The organism is Streptomyces sp. NPDC002795 (genome assembly GCF_042888725.1).
Lineage (GTDB): Bacteria > Actinomycetota > Actinomycetes > Streptomycetales > Streptomycetaceae > Streptomyces.
In genome coordinates this window covers 417,730-436,187 of the sequence record NZ_JBIAQB010000007.1, presented here as the reverse complement: position 1 = coordinate 436,187, position 18,458 = coordinate 417,730, and the positions used below count along the sequence as shown (strand labels likewise).

Genomic DNA, 18,458 nt, shown 5'->3' with positions numbered 1-18,458 from the left:
TGACTTGACTAATGAACGGGGCAGCGTGATCTGCTCGCGCGGCTGCTGCCCGAGACCTTCCACGACCTGGTCGTGGACATCTCGCTGTTCCGCCCCGGACCGGTCGCGGCCAACATGGTCGACCCGTTCATCAAGGCACGGCACGGCAAGCAGGCGCCCGCGTACCCGCATCCGGATCTGAAGGAGGCGCTGGAGGAGACGTGCGGCGTGGTCGTCTTCCACGAGCAGATCATCCGGATCCTGAACGTGATGACCGGGTGCAGCCTCGCCTTCGGCGACTACACGCGGCGGGCGCTCTCGAAGGCGGACCAGCTCGGGCGGGTGCGCGCCTGGTTCGAGCAGCGGGCCCGCGAGCGCGGCTACGAGGAGGAGGTCGTGGCGCGGACCTGGGAGATCATCGAGGCGTTCGGCGCGTACGGGTTCTGCAAGGCGCACGCCGTCGCGTTCGCCGTGCCCTCGTACCAGTCGGCGTGGCTGAAGGCGCACCATCCGGCCGCGTTCTACGCCGGGTTGCTCACGCACGACCCCGGCATGTACCCGAAGCGGCTGCTGCTCGCGGACGCGCGGCGGTGGGGGGTGCCGGTGCTGCCGCTCGATGTGAACGCGTCGGATCCGGCCTATCGAATCGAACTGGTGTCTGATGATGGGGGTGGTTCCGGCCGTTTCGGCGGTTTCGTCCATGGGATCCGGCTCGCGCTCGGCGATGTCCGCGGCATGAGCGAGGCCGAGGCGGAGCGGGTCGTCGAGGGACGCCCCTACGTCTCGCTCCAGGACTTCCTCTCCCGCGCCCGCCCGTCCCGCCCGGTCGCCGAACGCCTCGCGCAGGTCGGCGCGTTGGACGCCTTCGGGCGCAACCGGCGGGACCTGATGCTGCACATCGCCGAGTCGCAGCGCAGCGGACGGGGCGGCGCGCAGGGCCAGTTGGCTCTCGGCGAGACGGGGGAGGCCCCCGCCGAGGTCGCCCCCGCCCAGCTGCCCGACCTCGACGACGCCGAACGGCTCGGCGCCGAACTCGGCGTGCTCGGCATGGACACCTCGCGCCATCTCCTGGGCGACCACCGGGAGTTGCTCGACGAACTGGGAGTGGCCTCCGCGCACCGCCTGAAGGACCTGCCGCACGGACAGGTGGTCCTGGTCGCCGGCGCGAAGGGCGCCGTACAGACACCGCCGGTCCGCTCCGGCAAACGCGTCATCTTCACGACGCTCGACGACACCTCGGGCCTCGTCGACTGCGCGTTCTTCGAGGACAGCCACGACGCGGCCGCGCACACCGTCTTCCACTCCTGGCTGCTCCTCGTACGCGGCGTGGTGCAGCGCAGGGGCGGCGGCAGCGGCAAGGCCCTCTCGGTCACCGGATCCGCCGCCTGGGACCTGGCCGAACTCGCCGAACTGCGCCGCACGGGCGGCCTGTCCGCGGTCACGGACCGGCTCACCGCGGAGCGTCCCGCGACGGCCGAAGCGACGGACGGCCGCGGCATCCACCTGGAGACCGGCTACACCCTGCACCCCTGGGCGGACCTGCAACCACCCGGCGAATCCGTCAAGCAGAGCCGCAAGCTGTGGCACCAGAGCCCGGGGAGCGCGGGATGACGCAGACCACGCAGGTCCTGTACGTCCACTTCCACGACCTGGCGGACGAGCGGCTCTACCTCCGACTGCTCGCCCTCCTCGCCGAGTTCACACCCCTCGTACAGGCACTGCCGCCGGACGCCGCGCTCGCCGACGTCACGGGCGGCCTGCGCTACTTCGGCACGGACGCGGTGGCTCTGGCCGAGCGGATCCGGGCCCGGACCGGAGGTCTTTACGGGCTGCGTTCGACCATCGGCGTCGCCGCGAATCCGATGCTGGCCCGGATGGTCGCCGTCGACGGGCCGCCGTCGGCGGTGCGGGAGCTGCCTGACGACCTGGACGCGGTCGCCGCCTTTCTCGCCCACAAGTCCGCCGCCGCGCTGCACGGCGTGGGGCCCGCGACCGCCCGCACCCTGTCCTCGTACGGACTCGACAGCGTCGGCCGGATCGCCGCCGCGCCGCTCGGCACCCTGCAACGGATCCTCGGCGCCGCCGCGGGACGCCGGCTGTACGACGCGGCCCGCGGCCTCGACCCGACACCGGTGGTCCCGGCGGCCCCCGCCCGCTCGATCCGCGTCGAACACGACTTCCCGCAGGACGAGTTGGACCGCGACCGGCAGCGGTCCGCGCTGCTCGCGCTCACCGACCGGCTCGGCCTGCGGCTGCGCGCCGAGGAACAGGCGGCCCGCGCCCTCACGCTCAGCGTGCGCTACGTGGACCGCAGCACGACCACGCGTACCCGCACCCTGCGGGAGGCGTCCGCCCATACCCCGACGCTGACCTCGCTCGCGTACGAGCTCCACGACCGGCTCGGGTTGCAGCGGGCCCGTGTGCGGTCCTTCGCGTTGCGGGCCGACAACTTGGTCCCGGCGGAACGGGCTTCGCGCCAGCTTCTGTTCGACCCGGCGGACGAGCGGGCCCGGTGTATCGAGGCGGTCGTCGACCGCGCCCGGACCAAATTCGGCCCGGACGCGGTCCGCCCTGCGGCGGCCTGACCCCCGGGGCTCCGCCCCGGACCCCGCTGCTCAATCGCCGCAGGGGCTTAAGAGGCTCAATCGCCGCAAGGGAATTGGGCTAGCGGCCGTGCCGGCCACCCGCGGCGCGACGCCGCATCGAGGTGAACAGGCCTCCCGCGCCGATCGCCAGCGCGGCCGCGCCACCCATCGCGATGTACGGCGTGGTGGAGTCGCCACCCGTCTCCGCGAGGTTCTCCGAACCACCCTGTGCCGCGGGCGCGTTGGCGTCGTCGCCCATGTCCATGCCGCTGTGGTCGACCGTCGACTTGTCGGCGTCCGCGGCGATCTGCTGCTCCGAGGGCTCGGCCGCGGCGGCGGCCGTGGACGCACCGCCGTACGTCACGTCCGAGCAGGAGTAGAACGCCTCAGGGCTGTCCGAACGCTGCCAGATGCCGTAGATCAGCTGGCGGCCCGTGCGGTCCGGGAGCTTCCCGGAGAACGTGTAGTAGCCGCCCGAGGCCACCGGGTCCGTCTTCGTCGCGACCGGGTTCGACAGGTCCAGGTCGGACCACTTCAGCGGCTTCGACGCGTCGTAGCCCTGCTTCGTCATGTAGAGGTTGAAGGTGCCCTTGTGCTGGGCGGTCACCTTGTACTTGAAGGTGTACGAGCCCGCCGCGACCTTCGTCGCGGGCCAGTCGTCCCGGGCCAGGTCCATGCCCTTGAACTCGTCCGAGTTCGCCGAACACAGCTTGCCGTCCGGGATGTTCTCCTGGTGCTTGCCGCCCGCCGCACCGTCCCGGATGCCGTTCCAGTCGTACAGGGCCTGCGGGCCACCCTCGGCGACCGCCGCCTTGCACGCCGCCGACGTGGGGCTCTCGGCGCCCTCCGCGTAACAGGCGGCGACCCGGCTGGCCGGATCGCCGAGCGTGCCGTGCGCTGCCGCGGGCGCCGCGGACAGGGCGGTGAGGGCGAGGGGGATCGCCCCGACCGTGGTGAACGCGGCGAGCTTGCGACGGCTTACGGACATGGAGGTACTCCTTGATCGGGTGCATCGGGTGCATCGGGTGCATCGGGTGCATCGAGTGCATCGAGTGCATCGAGTGCATTGGGGGGTGCGGCAAGGAAGTTAGCCCGAAAAAGCGCCCCGTTCGGCCCCTGGGAGCGCTCCGAGTGGATCTTTATGGCCCCCTTAAGGCGCCCCTCAGACTCCGCTCAGGACACCCACCGATACCGCCGCTCAGGACGCCCCGTCCCGCCGTACCGGAGCGACACCCGCGCCCGCCCCGTCCCCACGAAGAACTCCAGATACCGGCGCGCGCTCACCCGCGACAGCGTGCCCGCCTCCTGGGCGCACTCCGTCGCCGAGAGCCCCGCCGGATGGGCGCGCAGCGTCCGCTCCACCAGATCCGCGGTGTGCGCGGCCAGCCCCTTCGGCAGCTCCCTCGAACCCGGCGGGCGGGCGCCGAAGATCTGGTCGACGTCCTCCTGACGGGCCTCGTCCAGATCGTCGAGGCGGGTCCGCAGCGCCGCCACATGCCTCAACTGCTCCTGCAACGCGGCCTGGTTGAACGGCTTGATCAGATAGTGCAGCGCCCCCGCCCGCAGCGCCGCCCGCACCACCTCCGCGTCCCGCGCCGCCGTGATGAACAGCGCGTCCACCGCGGTACGGGCCGGATCCCGCTCCTCCGCACCGCGCAACGTCCGCAGCACCTCGATGCCGTCCATGTCCGGCAAATACACGTCCAGAAGCACCAGATCGGGCCGCAACGACTCCGCGGCGCGCAACGCGTCCGCGCCGCTGTGCGCCACCCCGGCCACCACGAACCCGTCCATCGCGGACACATACCGGCTGTGCAGCTTCGCGACCATGAAGTCGTCGTCCACGATCAAGACCTTGATCAAGACCTTTGTCACTGGCGCAGAGTAGGTGCGCGACCACAAGGACCACAACGTCCGTTGCTTGCGGAAGGGAGACAGTCCGTTAACGCGTGGGCAACATGTGGGCCACCTCACAACCCAGAACTAGGTGGTGGCACACGTGCGCCTGCGCACACCTCTCGCCCTGCTCGGGGCCGCGGCTCTCGTCCTGGTGGCGCCACCGCTGCTCACCACGGGCAGTGGCGCCGACACCGGCACCCAGATCCCCGGCCTGCGCCTCATGGTCCCCAACACTCCCGGCGGCGGCTACGACATCACGGCACGCACCGCCGCCAAGAACGCCGAGGACGCCGGACTGACCCACAACATCGAGGTGTTCAACCTGCCCGGCGCAGGCGGCACCGTCGGCCTCACCCGCCTCGTCGGCGAACACGGCAACGGAAAACTCGCGATGTCCATGGGCCTCGGCGTCGTCGGCGCCGCCCGCTCCAACCACTCCCCGAAGACCCTCGCCGACACCACACCCATCGCCCGGCTCACCGAGGAGCCCGATGTCGTCGTGGTCGCGAAGGACTCCCCGTACAAGAACATCAAGCAGCTCATCGACGCCTGGAAGAAGAACCCCGGCAAGCTGCCCGTCGGCGGCGGCTCCTCGCCCGGCGGCCCCGACCACCTGGCACCCATGCTGATGGCGCGCGCCGCCGGCATCCAGCCGAAGCAGGTCAACTACGTCCCGTTCGACGGCGGCGGCGAGCTCCTCGCCTCCATCCTCGGCAACAAGGTCGCCTTCGGCGTCTCCGGCGTCGGCGAGTACCTCGACCAGATCAAGAGCGGCGAACTGCGCCTCCTCGCCGTCACAGGCCCCGAACGCGCCGCGGGCCTCGACGGACCCACCCTCAAGGAGTCCGGCTACGACGTGGACTTCACCAACTGGCGCGGCATCGTCGCCCCGCCCGGCCTCTCCGGCACCCAACGCGACAAACTCACCAACCTCGTACGGAAGTTGCACGCCTCCAAGGAATGGAAGAAGTCGCTGAAGACCAACGGCTGGGACGACGCGTTCCTCGTCGGCGACGACTTCGGGACGTTCCTCGACGCCGAGGACAAGCGCGTCGTGTCCGTACTGAAGGAGCTGGGGCTGTGACCCTCACCGAGACCAAGGAAGCACCGCGGACCCCCAGGACCTGGCTGCGCGAACACTCCGAACTCGGCGTCTGCGTCCTGCTGCTGGCGCTCGGCGTCCTCGTCCTCACCGACGCGCTCACCATGAACGTCGACATCGCCCAGCGCGGACCCGTCGGCCCGAAGACCGTGCCGATCGCCGTCGGCATCGGACTCCTCGCCGTCGCCGTCCTCCTCGCCGTCGACGTACTGCGCGGCGGCAGGGGAGAGGCCGAGGCCGGCGAGGACATCGACCTGTCCGAACCCGCCGACTGGCGCACCGTACTGCTGCTCGCCGGCGTCTTCCTCGCCACCGCCGTACTCATCGAACCGCTCGGCTTCCCCCTCGCGGGCGCACTGCTGTTCTGGGGCGCCGCGTACGCGCTCGGCAGCCGCCACACGACCCGCGACCCCCTGATCGCCGCGGGCCTCTCCCTGATCACCTTCGTCCTCTTCAACAACCTGCTCGGCGTCCCCCTGCCGGGCGGCCCCCTGATGGAAGTGCTGTGAGATGAACGCCCTCAACTCCCTCCTCGACGGCTTCGGCACGGCCCTCACCCCCATCAACCTCCTCTGGGCCGCCATCGGCGTCCTGCTCGGCACGGCCATCGGCGTCCTGCCCGGCATCGGCCCCGCCATGGCCGTCGCCCTGCTCCTCCCGGTGACGTACGGACTCGAACCCACCGGCGCGTTCATCATGTTCGCGGGCATCTACTACGGCGCCATGTTCGGCGGCTCGACCACCTCGATCCTCCTCAACACCCCAGGCGAGAGCGCCGCCGTCGTCGCCGCCATGGAGGGCAACCCCATGGCGAAGGCCGGACGCGGCGCGCAGGCCCTCGCGGCCGCCGCCATCGGCCACTTCGCCGGCGGCATGATCGGCACGATCCTGCTGGTCGCCCTCGCCCCGAAGGTCGCCTCGCTCGCCGTCGACATCGGCGCGCCCGACTACTTCGCCATCATGGTCCTCGCGTTCATCGCGGTGACCTCGGTGCTCGGCTCGTCGCGCGTACGAGGACTGGCGTCCTTGCTGATCGGCCTCACGATCGGGCTCGTCGGCCTCGACCAGATGACCGGCCAACAACGGCTCACCTTCGGCTCGTTGCAGCTCGCCGACGGCGTCGACGTCGTCATCGTCGCGGTCGGCCTCTTCGCCATCGGCGAGGCCCTCTGGGTCGCCGCCCACCTGCGCCGCACGAGCGGCGAGGCGATCCCGGTCGGCCGCCCCTGGCTCGGCGGCCAGGACGTGAAACGCACCTGGAAGTCCTGGCTGCGCGGCCCGCTCATCGGCTTCCCGTTCGGCGCGATCCCCGCGGGCGGCGCCGAGATTCCCACGTTCCTCTCCTACGTCACCGAGAAGCGCCTGTCCAAGCACAAGGACGAGTGGGGCAAGGGCGCGATCGAAGGCGTCGCGGGCCCCGAGTCGGCCGCCTCGGCATCAGCCGCGGGCACGCTGGTCTCGATGCTCACTCTCGGCCTGCCCACGACCGCGGTCGCCGCGGTCATGCTCGCGGCCTTCCAGCAGTACGGAATCCAGCCGGGCCCGCTGCTCTTCGAACGCGAACCGGACCTGGTCTGGGGCCTGATCGCATCCCTCTTCGTCGGCATGGTGCTGCTGCTGGCCCTGAACCTCCCCCTGGCCCCGGTCTGGGCGAAGCTGCTGCGCATCCCCCGCCCGTACCTCTACGCCGGCATCCTCTTCTTCGCCGCGGTCGGCGCGTACGCGGTCGGCGGCGAGGCCATCGACCTCGTCATCCTGCTGATCATCGGCCTCATCGGCTTCGGCATGCGCCGCTACGGACTGCCCGTGCTGCCCGCCGTCATCGGCGTCATCCTCGGCCCGAACGCCGAGCAACAACTGCGCCGCGCCCTCCAGATCAGCGACGGCAGCGTCAGCGGACTGGTCAACACCCCGTTCTCCGTGACGGTCTACGCCGTCGTCCTGCTCATCGTGGCGTGGCCGCTGCTGAAGAAGCTGGTGGTGCGCGGGAGGCGAAGTGACGTAGACAAGACCACATGACCAACGAGAACCGTGAACCCGGGATCCGCCGGGCGACCGCCGCCGACGTGCCCGCCGTCAAGGCGGTCACGGACGCGGCGTACCACCACTACATCGCCCGCATCGGCGTCGTGCCGGCACCCATGGAGGCGGACCACGCGGCGAACGTGGCGGCGGGCCTGGTGCACGTCACGGGGGACCCGGACGTCACCGGCCTGGTCGTGGTGGAGGCCCGCCCCGACCATCTCTTCCTCGACAGCATCGCGGTCCACCCAGACGCCCACGGGCAGGGGGTGGGCCGCCGCCTGCTCACCTTCGTGGAGGAGCATGCGCGAGCGCTCGGGTTGCCCGAAGTGAAGCTCTACACGAACGCACTCATGTGGGAGAACCAGGAGCTGTACCCGCGTTACGGATACGAGCTCGTGGAGCGCCGCACGGACGGCCCCTACGACCGCGTCCACTACCGCAAGCGGCTGGGTCTGGGCGACATCTGACCGGCCCCGCTCACTCGTCGGGCCACCAGGTCTTGCGGACGTCCTTGCGCACTTCCGGACGTTCGCGCTTGAGGTCGGCCGCGTCCTCGCGCAGCCGACGCCTGATGCTGCTCGATCCGGTCGGCTTGTGCATGGTCACTCGGCGCATGATGCCTCCTGTACCCACACGGGTTCCAACGTGGTGCCGTTGTAGACCTGTTCCCGGAGCGTCCCCCTTCGAAGCGCAATTGTCAGTGGTGCTTGTCACGATGGGGGCATGACGTCATGTGGGGGAACGGCCGAGGGACCGATCGACTGGGACGCGGCGGCGGACGGCTTCGACGAGGAGCCGGATCACGGGCTGCGGGACCCGGAAGTGCGTGCTGCCTGGGCGGGACGGCTTGCGGGATGGCTGCCGGAGGAGGCATGTGCCGTGCTCGACCTCGGGTGCGGGACGGGCAGTCTGTCACTCCTCGCGGCCGAGCGGGGGCATCGGGTGACCGGGGTCGACGGCGCGCAGAAGATGCTGGAGCGCGCCCGGCGCAAGCTCGCGGGGCGTGACGCGGAGTTCCTGCTCGGGGACGCTGCGGAGCCGCCGGTGGAGCAGGGAGCGTACGACGTGGTGCTCGCCCGGCACGTGCTGTGGGCGCTGCCCGACGCCGAGGCCGTGCTGAGGCGGTGGGTGTCGCTGCTGCGGCCCGGTGGACGGCTCGTCCTGGTGGAGGGGGTCTGGGGGGAGGTGAGCCCGGCCGGGATACCCGCGGCCCGCCTGTTGGACGCGCTCGCGCCGCTCGTCGCGGACGTCCGGCGGGAGCCTCTGTCGGGGGACGCGCGGCTGTGGGGGCGGGAGGTCGCCGACGAGCGGTACGCGGTGGTCGCTGTTACGTGAGGGGTGGGAATGCGCCCCGCTTCGCCAGGAGTTCCAGCTCGTCGAGGGCCCGCGTCGCCGCCTTCGCGGCCTCCGGGTCCCGGTCGGCGAGGCCGCTCTCGGCGAACTCGTCCTCGTCCAGGCGGATCACCTGGGAGCCGTCGGCCGACACCCACAGGTCGAGGTCGAGATCCTCGGAGAGGAGGGTGGCGCCGTCGCGGACCACGGGCCGTGTGATGTCGCAGTACCAGCCCTTCAGGGTGCCGTCGCCCGCCCGGACCTCCTTGACCGCGTACCACCGGTCGCGCCAGTAGTGCTCCGTGAAGACGTCGCCCGGCTCGAAGCGGACGAAGCCGAAGTCGCGCACGCCCTCGCCGGCCCAGTCGGCGCGCACGGTGACGTGCGTGCCGTCGTCGGACAGCAGCCGCGCCGGGTAACCGATCTTTGTGCGGCCCGCCTTGACGAGCGTGACCAGAAGTTCCTCGGATTCAGATGTCGAGTGTGCGGACATGGCGGACCTCCGTCGCGTCGGTCTCGTAGCCGAACCACTTGTTGATCGCGAGCATCGGCTCGTTGCCGGTGTCGTTTCCCGTGTACGCCACCGTGATGCCGGCGACGCGGGCCCGGTGCAGGGAGTCGTTCTTGGCGAGCTTGGCGAGGCCGCGGCCGCGGAAGGCACGGGCCGTGCCGGTCATGCCCGTCTGATAGCGGCCCTCGCCGTCCGTGCGGGCCCGTGTGAACGCGGCCGGGCGGCCGTCCACCACCGCTACCGTCGTCAGTTCATGGTTGAAGAGAGGGTGGCGCCAGTTGTGCGTCAACCAGTGCGCGTAGTCGGTGAGTTCGGCGCCGACGTCGCCCGGTTCGTCGGCCACCGTCTCCGCGTCCAGCGTGAACATCGGGCGTGGGTCCGCCGCGTAGTCCGCCGCCGTACGCAATTCGACGCCGGGCGGCGGAAGCTGGAGTGGCGGCAGGGCGTCGGCGGTCAGGTCCAGGCGCAGGAAGTGCGCGGAGCGGCTCCGGGTGTAGCCGTGGGCCGCCGCCCACGCCAGGTTTCGCGGGCCATCGAGGGACCAGCAGAACACCTGCACCGCGCCGTGCCGCGCGAGGTGCTCCTCGGCGGTGCGCAGGAGCAGGGCGCCCGCGCCGCGGCCCTCGTGCGCGGGATGCACATACACGTTGGCGTAGCCCTGGCCGGGCTCCGGGCTGTCGTGTGCGATGCCGACCTGTGCCGTGCCGACCAGCTCGCCGTCGTCGGCCACCGCGACCAACTGGCGGTAGTGCGCGTCGGGATGGGTGTGCGTGGCGTCGTGCGCCACGGAGTCGGCGGTGGCGAGCATGGCGGGCAGACAGACCCGGCGGATCCGGGCGAAGCCCTCGGTGTCGGCCGGGTCGTCGAGGCGCAGCGTGCGCACGATCACGGTCATGGCGGCGTACGCTACGCGCCGCGCGCGACCGGGTGCCTTCTATTTTTCGGTGCTGCGGGAGAATCGACCGCGTGACCTTGAAGATCCGCATTGACGACAGTGGCGCGCCGTACGAGCAGGTGCGGGCCCAGATCTCCGAGCTTGCCCGGTCGGGGGCGCTGCCCGTCGGGTACAAGCTGCCCACGGTGCGCGGCCTCGCCGAGGAGCTCGGCCTCGCCGCGAACACGGTGGCCAAGGCGTACCGGGCCCTGGAGACGGACGGGGTGATCGAGACGCGGGGCCGCAATGGGACGTTCGTCGCGGCGGCCGGGGACGCGGCGGAGCGGGAGGCCGTGACGGCGGCGCAGGCGTACGCGGAGCGGGTGCGGCGGCTCGGGTTGTCGGAGGACGCGGCGCTGTCCGCCGCGCGGGACGCGGTGCGCGCGACGTACGCGTAGGCACATCAGGCCCCGCCGGCGTTCGAGGCGCGGGGTCCGGGGCGGAGCCCCGTGGCGTAGGGGGACGGGGGCCTACAGGTACAGCCCCGCCTCCCGGTCTCCCCGCTGGTCCGGGACCGACGTCGGGGAGATGCCGCGCCGCAGCGCATACAACTCCGCCAAGGTCGCGCCCTCGCGGCTCACGCCCTCGTCCGTGCCGAGCCACTCCGTGGCCTCGCGGCGGGTCAAGGGTGAGACCTCGATGCGGGCCAGGCACCGGCCGGGGCGGACCACCGCGGGGTGGAGGCGTTCCAGGTCCTCGTTCGTCGTGACGCCCACCAGGACGTTGCGGCCCTGGCCCAGCAGGCCGTCCGTCAGGTTCAGCAGACGGGAGAGGGCCTGGCCCGCCGTGTGCTTCGCCTCGCCGCGGATCAGTTCGTCGCAGTCCTCCAGGAGGAGAAGGCGCCAGCGCCCGTTCGCCGAGCCGTCGTCCTCGCCGATCGCGATGTCCATCAGGTAGCCGACGTCGGAGAAGAGCCGCTCCGGGTCGAGGACGCAGTCGACCTGGCACCAGTCCCGCCACGAGCGCGCCAGCGTACGCAGGGCGGACGTCTTGCCCGTGCCCGGAGGGCCGTGCAGGAGGAGCAGGCGGCCCGCGATGTCCTCGGGGCGGATCTTCATCAGTTCGTCCATCGCCTCGGCGACCGGCGCCGTGTAGTTGGGGCGCACCTCCTCCCATGTACCGGCCGAGATCTGTCGCGTCGTACGGTGCGGGCCGCGGCGCGGGGACACGTACCAGAAGCCCATCGCCACGTGCTCCGGCTGCGGCTCCGGCTCGTCGGCCGCGCCGTCCGTGGCCTGCCCCAGGACCTTCTCCGCCAGCTCCGCCGTCGTCGCCGTCACCGTGACGTCCGCGCCCCTGCTCCACCGGGAGATGAGCAGCGTCCATCCGTCGCCCTCGGCGAGCGTCGCGCTGCGGTCGTCGTCGCGGGCCGAGCGCAGCACCCGCGCGTTCGGCGGCAGCAGGGTCGCCGCGGAGCGCACCCGGTCGATGTTCATCGCGTGCGAGTAGGGCTGCTCGCCCGTGGCGAAGCGGCCGAGGAACAGCGCGTCGACGACGTCGGAGGGCGAATCGCTGTCGTCGACGCCCAGCCGGACCGGCAGCGCGTCGAATGGGTTCGCAGACATGCCGCCATGATCCGGCACGAACGGGTCTCCCGCACGCAATTTCCGCAGCGTGCCCCTGCCTCGTACCGGCCTCGTACCGGCCGACACGCGGGCCCCGGCTATCGAACCTCGTTACGAGTCCGTGGCAACGGAGCTGGTCCTTCCGCCAACTCCCCTCGTTATTCTTGTCCATGATGGGACGTCATGGGTGGGAATCGGGGGCGCGGCGATGGCGGCTCATCGCTCTGCTCGGTGTGGGTATGGCCGTACTGGCCCTGGTGCTGACCGTGATCAGCACGCTTCCGGACGGGAAGAACAGCACCGCGGGCACCACCCCCGACGGTGACAGGGTGCACGGCACGCCCGGTGAGCCGCCCAAAGAGCTGGGGCCGCAGGTCGGTTGGGGGTTCACGCACACGCAGTTCTCCGCCGACGAAGGCGCGTCCGCCGCGACCGAGCGCGCGGAGAAGCTGCTCGGCGCGCGGCCGATGCCGCAGAACCAGCACATCATGGGCTGGGGTGCGAGCAACCCCGAGCCGGTGAAGGGGCGTTACCAGTTCGAGGAGATGGACCGGCGGATCGACTTCGTCCGTAAGTCCGGCGGCACGCCCGTGGTCACGCTGTGCTGCGCGCCCGACTGGATGAAGGGCGGCAAGGCGGGCGTCGGCAACACGGACTGGAGCCAGGCGTCCCTCGAAACCGCGCCGTCGCCCGAGCACTACAAGGACTACGCGAACCTCGCGGCGACGGTCGCCAAGCGGTACCCGTACGTACGGCACTTCATCGTCTGGAACGAGTTCAAGGGCTTCTGGAACGACGGCGAGGGCCGCTGGGACTACGAGGGGTACACGAAGCTCTACAACCTCGTTTACAAGGCGCTGAAGAACGTCCGCAAGGACATCATGGTCGGCGGGCCCTACCTCGTCATGGACAGCCTCCATCCGAAGCAGAGCGACGGCGGGTCCGATGTCGTCAAGGGTGCCTGGGGGCGGATGGACCAGCGGATCGTCGACGCCTTCGAGTACTGGAACAAGAACAAGGCGGGAGCCGATTTCGTCGTCGTCGACGGGTCCAGCTACACGAACGACGACGAGCTGTTGCCCGACGAGTTCGCCGCCACCGACAAGTTCACCGACGTCAGCGAGTGGATCGAGCGGCAGACGAACGGGCTGCCGCTGTGGTGGGCCGAGTACTACGTGGAACCCGCCGACAGCAGGGACGAGCGGCAGGGCTGGAGTGAGCCGCACCGCGTCGCCGTGCAGGCCTCCGGGATAATCGCTATGGCCATGGGCGGGGCGACGTCGGGGTTCTACTGGAACCCCGAGGACGAGAAGGGCGCGGGCTGCGCCGGCTGCCTGTGGCGGCCCACCGACCGGGCCTCCGGCGGGGGCGCGCTGCCGATGTACGGGCTGGTGTCGCGGTTCAACGAGGAGTTCGGGCCAGGCACGAGGTTCGAGAAGGTGTCGGTGGCCAAGGACGACGTGCCGAACGTGCGGGTGCTCGCCGACGACAAGGCGGTGCTCGTCGTGAACACGCTGAAGCGGTCGATCAGCGCGAAGATCGACGGGAAGCGGTTCCCCATGCGGGGGTACGAGGTGAAGTGGCTGCGGCGGTAGGGCCCCCGCGGTCGACGGCGTTGCGGTCGCGGGGCTCTGCCCCGGACCCCGCTGCTCAATCGCCGCAGGGGCTTGAGATGGTCGATCGGCGCCGGGGCTTGAATGGGTCGATGGGCGCCAGGGCTTGAGATGGGTCGGTCGGTGCTGGGCGCTGAAGTGATGGGGCGATGAATGCCGCTTGAGGGGGCTCAGTTGAGGCCCATCGTGATGAATCGTTGGATCAGTGAGGCCAGTACCACCGCGAGCAGGGGCAGTGAGAACCAGAACGTGCTTTGCAGCCAGCGGAGTTGGCGCACGCTCGGTCGGATCGCCACTCGTACCACCTCGCGTGCCGTGAGCAGCACGATCAGGGCGAGGGCCGCGAGCGCGCCTACCAGTGACCACGGCGTCCAGGTGATCTGCGGCCCGATCGGCCCGGGTTCGGCCTTCGCGGTCTTGCCCGTCGGCTCCTTGCGGAGCTGGTACATGGTCACGTCCGCGTTGACGTAGACCTTCTTCAGCTCCTCGCGCCGGTCCAGGTTCTCGACGAGGCGCGTGGGCCAGGCCTTGGAGTAGCCGACGTCCATCTGGAGGTAGACGATCTGACTCTTGTTGAGCATGAGGTACGAGTTGGGTCCCGCGTCCTTGAGTGCCTTGACGAGGCCGCCGACCAGCACCGGGTCTGCGGGCGCGAGCGTGGGGACGTAGTTGACCTTCTCCATGTCGCGGGCGCCCCACGGCAGCGAGGGCGTGACGTTGTCGACCGTGTCGTTGCTCATCCACAGCAGTCGTACGGTCGGATCGTCGTGGGCGTAGACGTAGTCCATCGCGGCGACCTCGCCCGGGCGGATCCGCTCGAACGGCTCGTTGCCCCAGCGGGCCACCAGGAACCCGCCCATGAGCACCAGGCCCGCCATGAGCGCGGCCAGCGGGGCGAGGCTGATGCGGTCCTTGTCGCGCTCCTTCGCCGTGACGCCGGTGCGCGGGAAGAGCGCGAGCCCGGCGAGGAGCGCGACGCCGGGGAGGGCGAACATGAAGACCCTGAGCGCCATCTCACCGCCGTACGACTGCATGCCGAAGCCCAGGAACGGTACGAAGGCCAGGACGAGCAGCGAGCGCTCGCGGTACTTCCACTCGCGGCGCCGCCACCAGCCCCAGCAGGCGAACGCCAGGACGGATCCGGCGAGCAGCACGCGCGTGTAGAGGACGAGCTTGTGGCTCGAACTGCCGTCCTGGATACGGCCGGAGACCGAGGACGTCACGTTGCCGCCGACGCCGCCGAGCCCGCCGAACAGCTCGTTGAAGTGTCCCGACCAGTACGGCTCCGCGAGGAAGCCCAGCCAGACGACGACGATGACGCCGAACAGCAGCGGCAGGCCCCGCAGTTCCGACCTGCCGACCAGGACCAGGACCGCGAGGACGCCCAGCATCACGAACGGCGTCAGCTGGTGCGCCGGGACCGTCGCCGCGAACAGGGCGATCAGGACGACGAGCAGCACCGCGCGCTGCCGTCTGTCGGTCGGCGTGACCTCGGTCTCGCCGGGGCGCCGGTTCGCCCACAGCATGCGGGGCGCCCGGAAGTAGACCAGCAGGATCGCCACGAAGACCAGATAGAGGAGATACGTGAAGCCCTGCGGCGAGAAGTAGTCCTGGCCCACCCAGCCGCTCAGGACGAAGATCCAGACACCGGACCACTTGGCCCGCCAGCTCGCCCGTACCGAGCGCAGCAGCAGGAACATCGGTGCCAGATAGAGGAGTTGGATGGCCGTGGGCCACCAGCGGATGACCTCGGTGAGATCGCTGACGCCGCAGGCCTTCGCGAGGAACGCGGCCGCGGCGAAGAAGCCGGGCCAGCTCCAGCGGGCGTCCAGGTCGGGGACCGCGGAGCCGGTGCGGTCGATGTAGTCCATGAAGCCCAGGTGCTGCCAGGCCGTCGCGAACCGCGGCTCCGCCTCGATGACGGCGGGCAGCGCGTGCAGCGACACGACGGTGGCGAGCAGCGTGAGCAGCAGCAGGCGTTTGTGCGGGCGTTCGAGCCACAGGAGCGAGGCGAAGACGCCGATGAGCAGGGCCGCGCCGAGCAGTGTGACGGGGGACAGGACGGAGATCAGGCCGAGCCCGCCCATCCGGTCCAGATCGGCCTCGCCCATCCCGAGGACGGGCCCCCAGTAGAGGCCGACGGCCGCCACGAGCAGCAGCGCGAGGACGACGACGGTGGGGGTGAGCGGCCGCCTTTCCGCCGGCCGGGCGGAGCGTGCCGGGGCGGCCGCGTCCTGCTCCGCGGCCGGGCCGGGGCCAGGTCCGGGTTCGTTTTCGAGGTCCGATTCGTGGTCGGGGCCGAGCGCGGACTCGGGTTCGGGGTCGAAGGCCAGGTCGACGGCCTCCGGGTACGGGTCGGGACGGAGAGCCGAGTCGTCCTCCCCGGGAATGTCGCTCGACGCCTGGGAGGCGGAGCCGGAGCCGGAGGCGGGCGGGGGAGGCGACTTCGTCACCCACGTGGGCATGCGGGTGCCCGTCGGTGGTGTCACGGGCCCCGGACGGACGTCCGGGCGGCGCTCCTGGTGGTCCAGGTTCAGCTGCACCGCGAGCTTCAGCGTGTCCGAGTCCATCGCGTCGCGCAGCGCCCACTTGGGGCGCTCCTGCGTGGCGGTCCGCGTCTTCGGCGTGCCCAGATCGGCCAGGTCGCCGTCGGGCGGCGCGTCCTCGGTCGTCGGCTCGGCGGGCGCGGCGCGCACCACACGCCACAGCTTCGGCGCGGCGATCGCCACGATCACGGCGAGCGAGGAGATCTCGGCGACGCCCGCGCCGGTGAGCCCCATCCGGGGCAGGAGCAGCAGCGTGAGACCGAGCACCAGCACGCACAACAGGCCTTGCAGCCAAGCGAGTCCGGAGGTGCGGCTCTGCGCGCGCAGCACCGCGAAGTACGTCTCCATGACCACCCGCAGCGCCGCCCCGACCGCGAACCAGCGCAGCAGCGGGGTCGCCGCGTCCGAGTACTCCGCCCCGAACACATGCAGTACGTACGGGGCGAGAAGGAAGAGCAGGGCGCAGATCGGGAGCATGATGCGGGCCATGCGGCGCAGCGCGGCCCGGGTGTTGGCGGCGAGCTGCGCCGGGTCGTGCGAGCCCTCCACCGTCAGCGAGGCGCCCATGTTGATGGCCAGCAGGTTGACCGTGCCGCCGATCGTGGTCGCGATGTAGAAGTACGCGTTGTCCGCCGAGCTGACCTGCGAGGCGATGATCACCGGTATCAGGTAGACGACGGCGAGCGAGAACAGCGAGCCCGTGTAGTCGCCCGCGAGGAACCGGCCCATCTCGCGCAGCGACGGTGGCTCCGCCTTGCCGTCCGTCGCTGCGATGTGCCGCGGCACCAGCCGCCGGAACACGAGCAGGCCCAGCGGAATCACGGAGAACGCGATCGCGACGACCCACGACACGAACACCCCGGTCGCAGCGAACGACGCCGCGAACGCGACGAGCAGCCCCAGCTTCACCAGCGAGAACACCGTGTTGCCCACCGGCACCCACAGCGCGCTGCGCAGCCCCGTGAGCACCCCGTCCTGCAGCGTGAGCAGCGACCAGGCGACGACGGCGGCGATGAAGCCGAGCCCGTTCAGCGTCCCGTGCAGGAACCGGTACGAGGGCCCCCACACGTCGAGCGTGAGCAGGAAGATCAGCGCGGCGAACGCGACGGCCGCCGAACTCCCCGCGTACGTACGGAAGATGAACCGGCCGGTGGCACGCCCGGCGACCGGGATGAAGCGGGCGAGGGCCCCGGTCAGCGTCACGGCGGTGAGGCCCGCGAGGAACTTCATCGCCGCGATCGCCGCCGAGCCCTGACCGACCGAGTCCGCCGTGTAGTAGTGCGCGGCGGCCAGCCAGAAGCCGACGCCGAGCACGCCGGAGATGCCCGTGTTCAGCATCAGCGCATAGGCGTTCCGGAACAGCTGGCTCCCGCCCCCCGACCCGCCCATGCCGTCTTCTGTGCCCTTCTTGCCGCGCCGTATGCCGGGCAGCCTGAGCCGGCGGGCCGCGGGGGCCGGGGATCCGGCGTCGGTCGTGGTGGCCGGGCCGGTCTTGGCGCGGGTGGTCGTCGTGTCAGACACGGGTACGTGGGCCCTTCTGGCGGAGCGGGCCGGGTATCAGGGCGGCCGCCTTCCGGCGGCCCTGCCGGGCTCTGCGGACCACGGCGTAGCCCTTGGTGAGGGCGCGGTCCCGGGCGAAGGCGCGGCCGATGGCGTGGCCTTCGACGAGCCGCTCGAACTCGGTGACGTCGGTCGAGCGGCGCACGGTGACCCGCCGCAGGGCGTAGGGCCCCTGCGGGCGGCGGGCGAGCGCGTTGCCGACGGCGAGCGACTGGGCGAACCCGGCCGCGCGCACCGCCTGCCGCACCCGCCGGTCGGAGTGACCGTACGGATACGCGAAGGAGACCGGCGCCCGCCCCAGCTCGCCGGTGACGATCTCCCGGCAGCGCAGCAGCTCGAACTCCAGGTCGGTGTCGTCGAGTTGGTCGAGCTGCGGATGTGTGTGGCTGTGCCCGCCGATCTCCACGCCCTGCCCGGCCAGCGCCCGCACCTGGTTCCAGTCGAGCATCGTGTCGAGCCCGCCCCCGGTGTCGTACGCGCCGCGCAGCCACCCCGTCGAGACGAACAGGGTGGCCGCGAAGCCGTGCTTGGCGAGGCTGGGCAGGGCGTGCGTGTGGACGCCCTCGTAGCCGTCGTCGAAGGTGATCAGGACGGGCCGGTCGGGGAGCGCCCGGCCGCCGCCGCGCCAGATCCCGGCGAGCTCGCCGGTGGTCAGCGGGGTGCGGCCGTGGTCGGCGAGCAGCTCCATCTGCTCGGCGAACTGGGCAGGTGAGACCGACAGTTGACGGGTCTCGGGGTTCGGGTCGGGGGAGACGGCGTGGTACATGAGGATCGGTACGGACCCGCCGTCGGACCTCCGCTGCTGCA

The 18,458-nt window shown here is 71.1% G+C and carries 16 protein-coding genes and 1 pseudogene; 9 read left to right on the top strand and 8 right to left on the bottom strand.

What is annotated here, in order from left to right:
* Positions 1-18: 18 nt before the first annotated feature.
* A pseudogene (locus ACFYWS_RS23410) lies at positions 19-1,590 on the top strand (OB-fold nucleic acid binding domain-containing protein); the annotation flags it as partial.
* Positions 1,587-2,564, top strand: a complete 978-nt coding sequence (locus ACFYWS_RS23405) for a hypothetical protein (protein ID WP_389279667.1) — start codon at positions 1,587-1,589, stop codon at positions 2,562-2,564. The pseudogene ACFYWS_RS23410 and the gene ACFYWS_RS23405, both read left to right, overlap by 4 nt.
* 79 nt (positions 2,565-2,643) lie before the next feature.
* On the opposite strand, the gene ACFYWS_RS23400 is transcribed toward ACFYWS_RS23405, so the two are convergent.
* Together ACFYWS_RS23400 and ACFYWS_RS23395 are read right to left on the bottom strand one after the other, a co-directional pair.
* Complete coding sequence (locus tag ACFYWS_RS23400; protein WP_389279666.1) at positions 2,644-3,552, bottom strand: lytic polysaccharide monooxygenase; 909 nt, start codon at positions 3,550-3,552, stop codon at positions 2,644-2,646.
* Between the two features lie 185 nt (positions 3,553-3,737).
* Entirely contained in the window at positions 3,738-4,427 is a 690-nt protein-coding gene (locus ACFYWS_RS23395) for a response regulator (protein WP_389279827.1), read from the bottom strand.
* Between the two features lie 136 nt (positions 4,428-4,563).
* On the opposite strand from ACFYWS_RS23395, the gene ACFYWS_RS23390 reads away from it, so the two are divergent.
* The 4 genes from ACFYWS_RS23390 to ACFYWS_RS23375 are packed head-to-tail and all read left to right on the top strand — an operon-like array spanning position 4,564 to position 8,057.
* A complete protein-coding gene (locus tag ACFYWS_RS23390) occupies positions 4,564-5,547 on the top strand; it encodes a Bug family tripartite tricarboxylate transporter substrate binding protein (protein WP_389279825.1) in 984 nt (327 codons plus the stop codon).
* A complete protein-coding gene (locus ACFYWS_RS23385) occupies positions 5,544-6,074 on the top strand; it encodes a tripartite tricarboxylate transporter TctB family protein (protein ID WP_389279664.1) in 531 nt (176 codons plus the stop codon). The genes ACFYWS_RS23390 and ACFYWS_RS23385 overlap by 4 nt, the downstream gene beginning before the upstream one ends.
* A 1-nt stretch (position 6,075) precedes the next feature.
* Entirely contained in the window at positions 6,076-7,584 is a 1,509-nt protein-coding gene (locus ACFYWS_RS23380; protein WP_389279662.1) for a tripartite tricarboxylate transporter permease, read from the top strand.
* Positions 7,581-8,057 (top strand): GNAT family N-acetyltransferase, encoded by a 477-nt coding sequence (locus ACFYWS_RS23375; RefSeq protein WP_389279660.1) that lies wholly within the window; start codon positions 7,581-7,583, stop codon positions 8,055-8,057. The genes ACFYWS_RS23380 and ACFYWS_RS23375 overlap by 4 nt, the downstream gene beginning before the upstream one ends.
* 10 nt (positions 8,058-8,067) lie before the next feature.
* Here the strand turns inward: ACFYWS_RS23375 and ACFYWS_RS23370 are convergent, their stop codons facing one another.
* A complete protein-coding gene (locus ACFYWS_RS23370) occupies positions 8,068-8,205 on the bottom strand; it encodes a hypothetical protein (RefSeq protein WP_389279658.1) in 138 nt (45 codons plus the stop codon).
* Between the two features lie 108 nt (positions 8,206-8,313).
* Here ACFYWS_RS23370 and ACFYWS_RS23365 point away from each other — a divergent pair, with 108 nt between their 5' ends.
* Positions 8,314-8,925 (top strand): class I SAM-dependent methyltransferase, encoded by a 612-nt coding sequence (locus tag ACFYWS_RS23365; RefSeq protein WP_389279656.1) that lies wholly within the window; start codon positions 8,314-8,316, stop codon positions 8,923-8,925.
* Here the strand turns inward: ACFYWS_RS23365 and ACFYWS_RS23360 are convergent.
* Together ACFYWS_RS23360 and ACFYWS_RS23355 are read right to left on the bottom strand one after the other, a co-directional pair.
* Complete coding sequence (locus ACFYWS_RS23360) at positions 8,918-9,415, bottom strand: DUF402 domain-containing protein (RefSeq protein ID WP_389279654.1); 498 nt, start codon at positions 9,413-9,415, stop codon at positions 8,918-8,920. The two genes, ACFYWS_RS23365 and ACFYWS_RS23360, sit on opposite strands and share 8 nt — an antisense overlap.
* Complete coding sequence (locus ACFYWS_RS23355; protein WP_389279652.1) at positions 9,393-10,328, bottom strand: GNAT family N-acetyltransferase; 936 nt, start codon at positions 10,326-10,328, stop codon at positions 9,393-9,395. Before ACFYWS_RS23355 ends, ACFYWS_RS23360 begins: the two co-directional genes overlap by 23 nt.
* Before the next feature lie 71 nt (positions 10,329-10,399).
* Here ACFYWS_RS23355 and ACFYWS_RS23350 point away from each other — a divergent pair, with 71 nt between their 5' ends.
* Entirely contained in the window at positions 10,400-10,765 is a 366-nt protein-coding gene (locus tag ACFYWS_RS23350) for a GntR family transcriptional regulator (protein ID WP_389279650.1), read from the top strand.
* A gap of 72 nt (positions 10,766-10,837) precedes the next feature.
* Here ACFYWS_RS23350 and ACFYWS_RS23345 read toward each other — a convergent pair whose 3' ends face one another.
* Positions 10,838-11,932: a DUF5925 domain-containing protein gene (locus ACFYWS_RS23345; RefSeq protein WP_389279648.1), complete on the bottom strand. Its 1,095-nt coding sequence runs from the start codon at positions 11,930-11,932 to the stop codon at positions 10,838-10,840.
* A gap of 173 nt (positions 11,933-12,105) precedes the next feature.
* Between ACFYWS_RS23345 and ACFYWS_RS23340 the strand changes: the two genes are divergently transcribed.
* The gene (locus ACFYWS_RS23340) at positions 12,106-13,527 is read left to right on the top strand and encodes a xylan 1,4-beta-xylosidase (RefSeq protein WP_389279647.1); all 1,422 of its coding nucleotides are present in this window, start codon (positions 12,106-12,108) and stop codon (positions 13,525-13,527) included.
* A 188-nt stretch (positions 13,528-13,715) separates the two neighbouring features.
* Here the strand turns inward: ACFYWS_RS23340 and ACFYWS_RS23335 are convergent, their stop codons facing one another.
* Both ACFYWS_RS23335 and ACFYWS_RS23330 read right to left on the bottom strand, forming a co-directional pair.
* Positions 13,716-17,612: a lipopolysaccharide biosynthesis protein gene (locus tag ACFYWS_RS23335; RefSeq protein ID WP_389279645.1), complete on the bottom strand. Its 3,897-nt coding sequence runs from the start codon at positions 17,610-17,612 to the stop codon at positions 13,716-13,718.
* Complete coding sequence (locus ACFYWS_RS23330) at positions 17,605-18,417, bottom strand: polysaccharide deacetylase family protein (protein ID WP_389279823.1); 813 nt, start codon at positions 18,415-18,417, stop codon at positions 17,605-17,607. The genes ACFYWS_RS23335 and ACFYWS_RS23330 overlap by 8 nt, the downstream gene beginning before the upstream one ends.
* Positions 18,418-18,458: the final 41 nt, after the last annotated feature.